The sequence below is a fragment of the Mycobacterium sp. E735 genome (assembly GCF_001666955.1).
Lineage (GTDB): Bacteria > Actinomycetota > Actinomycetes > Mycobacteriales > Mycobacteriaceae > Mycobacterium.
This window is the reverse complement of record NZ_LZIX01000146.1, coordinates 1-5,542: the sequence shown is the minus strand read 5'-3', so window position 1 is coordinate 5,542 and position 5,542 is coordinate 1. Positions and strand designations below refer to the sequence as shown.

Below are 5,542 nucleotides of genomic sequence, written 5' to 3'. Positions count from 1 at the left end.
GGCGTTCGCCGACGGGGGAGTGGGCATGACGACGGTGGCCTACTGCTGTGTCGCGCCCGAGGGCGCCAGCGCCCCGGGTCAGATCGTCATGAGCTCGCAGGCGCTGCCCGGCCTGCGCAGACTTACCGATGCCGTGCATGGGGCGGGTGCGGCCATCTCGGCCCAGCTGGGCCACGCCGGGGTGGTGGCCCCTAGGGCGCTGACCGGGGTGACCGCCCTGTCGCCGAGCCGGTTCGTCAACCCGACATCGTTGGCCTACTGCCGGGCGATCACCCGCGACGAGATAGCAACCGTCATCGACCAGTTCGGCACGGCAACCCAGGTAGCCATCGATGCCGGATTCGACGCAGTTGAACTGCATTTCGGACACTTGTATCTGCCGAGCTCGTTTTTGAGCCCACTCATCAACCGCCGCAAGGACGAGTACGGCGGCTCCATCGACAACCGTTCCCGCCTGTCACGGGAGATCGCCGAACGCGTCCGCGAGATGGCCGGGGGCCGGATCGCCGTCATCGCCAAACTGAATATGGACGACGGACTGCCCGGCAGCATCTGGATCGATGAGGCGTTGCGCACCGCGCAACTCCTCGACACCGACGGCACCCTCGACGCGCTCGAACTGACCCAAGGGTCCTCGGTCTTCAAGCCGATGTACCTGTTCCGGGGCGACGTCCCGGTGCGCGAATTCGCCCGCGTCATGCCGGCTGCGCTACGGCCTGCCATCAGGCTGGCCGGCAAGCGCGTGATGGGCAGCTACCCGTACAGCGACCTCTACATGCTCGAAGCCGCACGCCAATTCGTGCCGGTGATGCGCAACACCAAACTGATCCTGCTGGGCGGCATCACCCGCCGCGACCACGTCGAGACCGCACGAGAGGAGGGATTTGACTTCGTGGCGATGGGTCGGGCGCTGCTGCGGGAACCCGACCTGGTCAACAAGATGATCGCCGACCCGGCCAGTCGCAGCCGATGCAACCACAACAACAAGTGCATGGTCACCGTTTTCGGTCGCACCCACTGCGTGCTCGATCCCGACCAGCGCTACGGACCACCTGCCAAGATCGACGAGCAGCCCGCCCAGCACGCAGCACGGTAATCACCCCAGCAGCGCGGCCAACTCGCGGCACGCCTGCCGCCGGGCTTCGTGAGCGATGTCGAGCATCGGCATCGTCATGAACCCGTGGATGCCACCTTCGAAGCCGCACCGCACGGCGACTACCCCCGCGGATTGCAGCGCGTCGGCGTAGGCGATGGCTTCGTCCCGAAGCGGATCGTGCCCGGCCGTGACTATCACCGCGGGCGGTAGCCCATGTAGGTCCGCTCGGAGCGGTGAGGCGTAAGGATGGTCGCGGTCGGCGGATGCGGGCACATACTGGTCCCAATACCATTGCAGAGCAGCCGTCGGATTGTAGAAACCCTTGCCGAACAGTCGATATGACTCGGTGTCGAAGCCGGCCGCGAGCATCGGGTAGAGCAGCAACTGCGCGGCAATCGCCGGGCCACCACGATCGCGCGCCATCAACGCCACGACGGCGGCCAGGTTGCCGCCCGCGCTGTCACCGCCCACCACAACCGCGCGCGAACCTCGGCGGCCGACGCCGTCGAGGTCGGCGGCCCATCGCGTGGCGGCGTACAGGTCCTCGGCCGCGGCAGGCCACGGATTTTCTGGAGCCAGCCGGTACCCGACGGAAACCACCACGGCGGGAACGAGGTTGGCCAGACTGCGGCACAGGCCATCGTGGCTGTCGAGGTCGCAAAACACGAATCCGCCGCCGTGCGCGTATACCAGGATCGGCAGGCCGCCGTCGTCGGCATGGCCGCGGGGCCGGTAGATCCGTAGCGGGATGTCCGCACCGGTGCCCGAAATGGTGTGATCTCGGACTGCGGCGACCGGCTCGGGCTGGGCGGGCGGTACCAGCCGCTCGCGGATGGCCGCCCTGGCCTGGGCGCCCGTCATGGTGTGCACCGGCGGAAAGCCCGCGTCCAGCCCCTCGATCAGCTCGGCGACCTGGGGGTCGAGGTTCACGCGTACTGCAAGGTGGGCTGCGGCGCCGGAATCGGGCGGTGGGGCAGCAGCGGTCGCATTGTTTGCAGCGTTGGCGCCACCCGGTGGGCGCCGTCTTCGATGTTGCGCCAGATGTTCACCGCGGTCATGCGGACCGGGGTGGTTAGTCGCTGATCGAACACCATGCGATTCATCGGTGCGCATACCGACACCGCGGCAATCGCCTCACCGGGGTTGCCGATGGGGGCCGCCACGCAGCCAAAACCGAGCAGCGACTCCTCGCGCTCGAAGGCGACGCCGTGGGCGCGCACCTTGGCCAACTCAGCGGCAAGTTGCGAGCCGGTGCAAATGGAAAACTTGGTCTTGCGGGCCTGCAGATCAACGTCGGCCTGCTGGTCGCCATAGGCCAGGATGGCTTTGCCGACCGCGGTACAGTGCGCGGGTTGCCGACCCCCGACCCGGGTGGGGATCGCGTTGATCAGTCGGTCACCGATCTTGTCGAGGTAGACAACGTCCGGCCCGTCCAGCACCGCTAGATGAACGACAAGGCCGGTGGCGCGGTGCAATTCGCCCAGCAAGGGGGCGGCCGCGCGCACCAGGCGGTCTTGGTGCACGGCCAGTGAGCCCAACTCCACCAGCCGCATGCCCAGCTCGTAGTCGCGGCCGTTGCGGCGTAACCAGCGCAGCTGAACCAACCGCTCGAGCATCCGGTGCGCCGACGAGCGCGGCAGGCCCGTGCGACGCACGATCTGGGCCAGCGTTAGCCGTCCCGGTCCTTCGAAGGCGTCCAGCACCAAGGAGACGCGGTCGATGACGGCGGTGGGAGTTGCTGTTTCCAGGGACGCTGACATCGGTCCTCCAAAGCTCCATTGCATCTGGCTGGTATATGACTATTAGAGATACCCCAGTTTGTACCATAGTCTTGTGCGCGCTGTCACATGGCACGCCAAAAGCGCCACCGGCCACATCTGTGTCGGGCGCGAGATGTAGGGATCAGTGCAGGCCGGCTCAGCCCTTGGCCGCGGACCGGCCCGCGCGGCGGCCGTAGAAGCTGCCGTCGCCGAGCGAGATGCCGCTGGCGTAGCCCCAGGCGGCCAAGCCGGCGGTGCAGCGACCGGCGGCGAACAGGCCGGGGATGGGTTCGCCGCTGACGTGGAGCACCTCGGCGTCGAGCGTGGTGGCCAGGCCGCCCAGGGTGAAACCGCCGGTGTTCTCCCGCAAGTCGATCGCGCCGACCGGGGAACCGATGGGCCGCAACCACTCCGGCTTCTTGTGCAGCAGCGGATCCTCGCCGCGGGCCGCGCCCTCGTTGTAGGCGGCGACGGTCGCCTGCAGGGATCCCGGCGCCAGGCCCATCTCGCGTTCCAGGTCGGCGACGGTGTCGGCCACCCAGGTCGCCGGGCGCAGCATGAACTTCGGCGACCACGACGCCATCGCCTCTTGCTGGGCGTCGTCGTCGATGATCAGGAAGGCGGTGTTGTCCTGCTGGTAGAGCGTCAGCTGGCCGATGCGGCCCGGATAGGTGTCCTCGGCGACGTAGCGCTGACCGCGGCCGTTGACCAGGATGCCGCGCACCAGTTGCTGAGGGTCGATGAAGATCGCGACCTCGGTGGCGTCCATGTGCGCCAGATCGGCGCCCAGCGCCTGCGCCATCCGGATCGCCTGGCCGTCGTGCTGCTCGATCGAGGCGGCCGGGCGGCCCGCGATCCGCGGGGCGTAGCGGGCCACCATCGCGTCGTTGTAGGCGAAGCTGCCGGTCGCGAGCACCACGCCCTTGCGGGCACGCACCGCAATGTCGTTGCCGTACTGGCGCGCCCGGACCCCGACCACCCGGCCGTCGGCTTCGACGATGAGGCGTTGCACCCGCACGTCGTAGAGTGCGCGTGCGCCGGCGGCGGTGGCGGTCTCGACGAGTGGCTTCATCAGCATGTAGCCCGCGCTGGCCTCGCCCTGCTTCTTGTTGGACATCTGCGGGACGTGCCCGCGCGGGGCGGGGGAGGCGATCGTGTTGAAGGGATAGGCGTTTTCGCCGCCGCTGTACATCAGGCCCTGGTCACCCATCGGTTCCCAGCCCGGTTCGGAGAAGAATTCCGCCTTGAACGGAACGCCGCAGCCGACCAGCCAGTCGAAGTGGGCCACGCTGCCGGCGCAGTAGTCGGCGATCCGCTCCGGGTTGGCGCCGGGCCCCATCGCGACGTTGAGGAAGGCCGCCATGTTGTCGACGGAATCGTCGAAGCCGCAGGCTTTCTGCAGCGGGGTGCCGCCGCCGAGGTAGATGAACCCGCCGGCCATCGCCGCCGCCCCGCCCCAGGATCCGGTCCGCTCCAGGACAAGAACCTCGGCGCCGGAGCGCGCCGCCTCCACCGCCGCGGCGGCGCCAGCCACCCCGTAGCCGGCGATGACCACGTCGGCCTCGTCGTCCCACGACGTGATCGACGCGGCCGGGACCGGCGTGACGTCGGTATCCGGCGTCATAGCCGCATGGCTGCGGGCATTTCGCCGATCCACTGGTGACCCCAGTAGCTGTCGGCGGTGATTTCCTCTGCGGTGTAATAGGTTTCGTCGACGCGCATGCCGTCGGTGCCGAACTCGATGTCCCAGTCGCCGGGAGCCCGGACGTAGAACGACACCATCTTGTCGTTCGTGTGCCGGCCCAGCGTGGAGGACAGCTGGAAGCCCTCGGCGTTCACGCGGTCCAGCGCCTGGCCCACCGCGTCGAGGGTGTCGACCTCCACCATGATGTGCACCAGGCGCGGGTCGCGCTGATGTGCGGCCGGCACGATCGCCAGGCTGTGGTGGCGTTCGTTGATGCCCAGGAAGCGAACCCGCACGGGCCCAAACTCTTTCGGCAGCGGCACCCGGAACGCGCCGCGGGCGCGGAAACCCAGCACCTCGGTGTAGAAGTCGAACAGCCCGTTCGGGTCCGTCGCCGGCACGACGACGTGGCCCAGGCCCTGGTCGCCGGTGACGAATTTCGCGCCGAACGGGGTGACGACGGGGCTGTGGTCGAGCACCGCACCGTGGAAGACCTCGAGCGTGGTGCCCGCCGGGTCCTCGAAGGTGATGACCTCTTCCACGCGGCGGGCCTCGGCCTCGTCGGCGGACAATTGCTTGAACGGGGTCCCTGCGGCGTCCAGGGTCGCCTTGACCCGTTGCAGCGCCGGGCGGTCACGCACCTCCCAGCCGACCGTCAGCACCCGGTCGGTCTCACCGGGCACCACGATGAGCCGGGCGGCGCGCTCGTCCATCCGCAGGTAGAGCGCCTCGGGGTCGGGACCATTCCCCTCGGCGAAACCCAGGACACCGAAGGCGAATTGCCGCCAGCGGTCGATGTCGTTCGTCGAAATGGTGATGTAGCCCAGGCTTTTCAGGTCGGTCAACGTGCTCTCCTAGATCAAAGCCCGCAGGGGGCCCTCGGGCGGATCGACACCCAGCGAACTCAGTGCCGACGCGTGGTAGATGGTTCCAGGCATGTGGATGGCGTGCAGCTGGCCGACATGGACGTCGCGCCAATACCGTTGCAGCGGCTTGTCCATG

5 protein-coding genes and 1 pseudogene are annotated in these 5,542 nt (G+C 68.3%); 1 reads left to right on the top strand and 5 read right to left on the bottom strand.

All coding sequences use genetic code 11. The features are described 5' to 3' along the window. Positions 1-1,096, top strand: a 1,096-nt coding sequence (locus A5704_RS11705; RefSeq protein ID WP_067889132.1) for an NADH:flavin oxidoreductase, incomplete at its 5' end; no start/stop codon positions are given. Here A5704_RS11705 and A5704_RS11700 read toward each other — a convergent pair. The 5 genes and pseudogenes from A5704_RS11700 to A5704_RS27630 all read right to left on the bottom strand — a co-directional run. Continuing rightward, entirely contained in the window at positions 1,097-2,026 is a 930-nt protein-coding gene (locus tag A5704_RS11700) for an alpha/beta hydrolase (RefSeq protein ID WP_067752578.1), read from the bottom strand. It lies immediately after the preceding gene. Then, a complete protein-coding gene (locus A5704_RS11695) occupies positions 2,023-2,856 on the bottom strand; it encodes an IclR family transcriptional regulator (protein WP_067752575.1) in 834 nt (277 codons plus the stop codon). Before A5704_RS11695 ends, A5704_RS11700 begins: the two co-directional genes overlap by 4 nt. Positions 2,857-3,013: 157 nt before the next feature. Then, the gene (locus A5704_RS11690) at positions 3,014-4,480 is read right to left on the bottom strand and encodes an FAD-dependent oxidoreductase (protein ID WP_067752572.1); all 1,467 of its coding nucleotides are present in this window, start codon (positions 4,478-4,480) and stop codon (positions 3,014-3,016) included. Next, entirely contained in the window at positions 4,477-5,385 is a 909-nt protein-coding gene (bphC, locus tag A5704_RS11685; RefSeq protein ID WP_067752569.1) for a biphenyl-2,3-diol 1,2-dioxygenase, read from the bottom strand. The genes A5704_RS11690 and bphC overlap by 4 nt, the downstream gene beginning before the upstream one ends. Before the next feature lie 9 nt (positions 5,386-5,394). Next, positions 5,395-5,542, bottom strand: a pseudogene (locus A5704_RS27630) (hydroxylase); the annotation flags it as partial.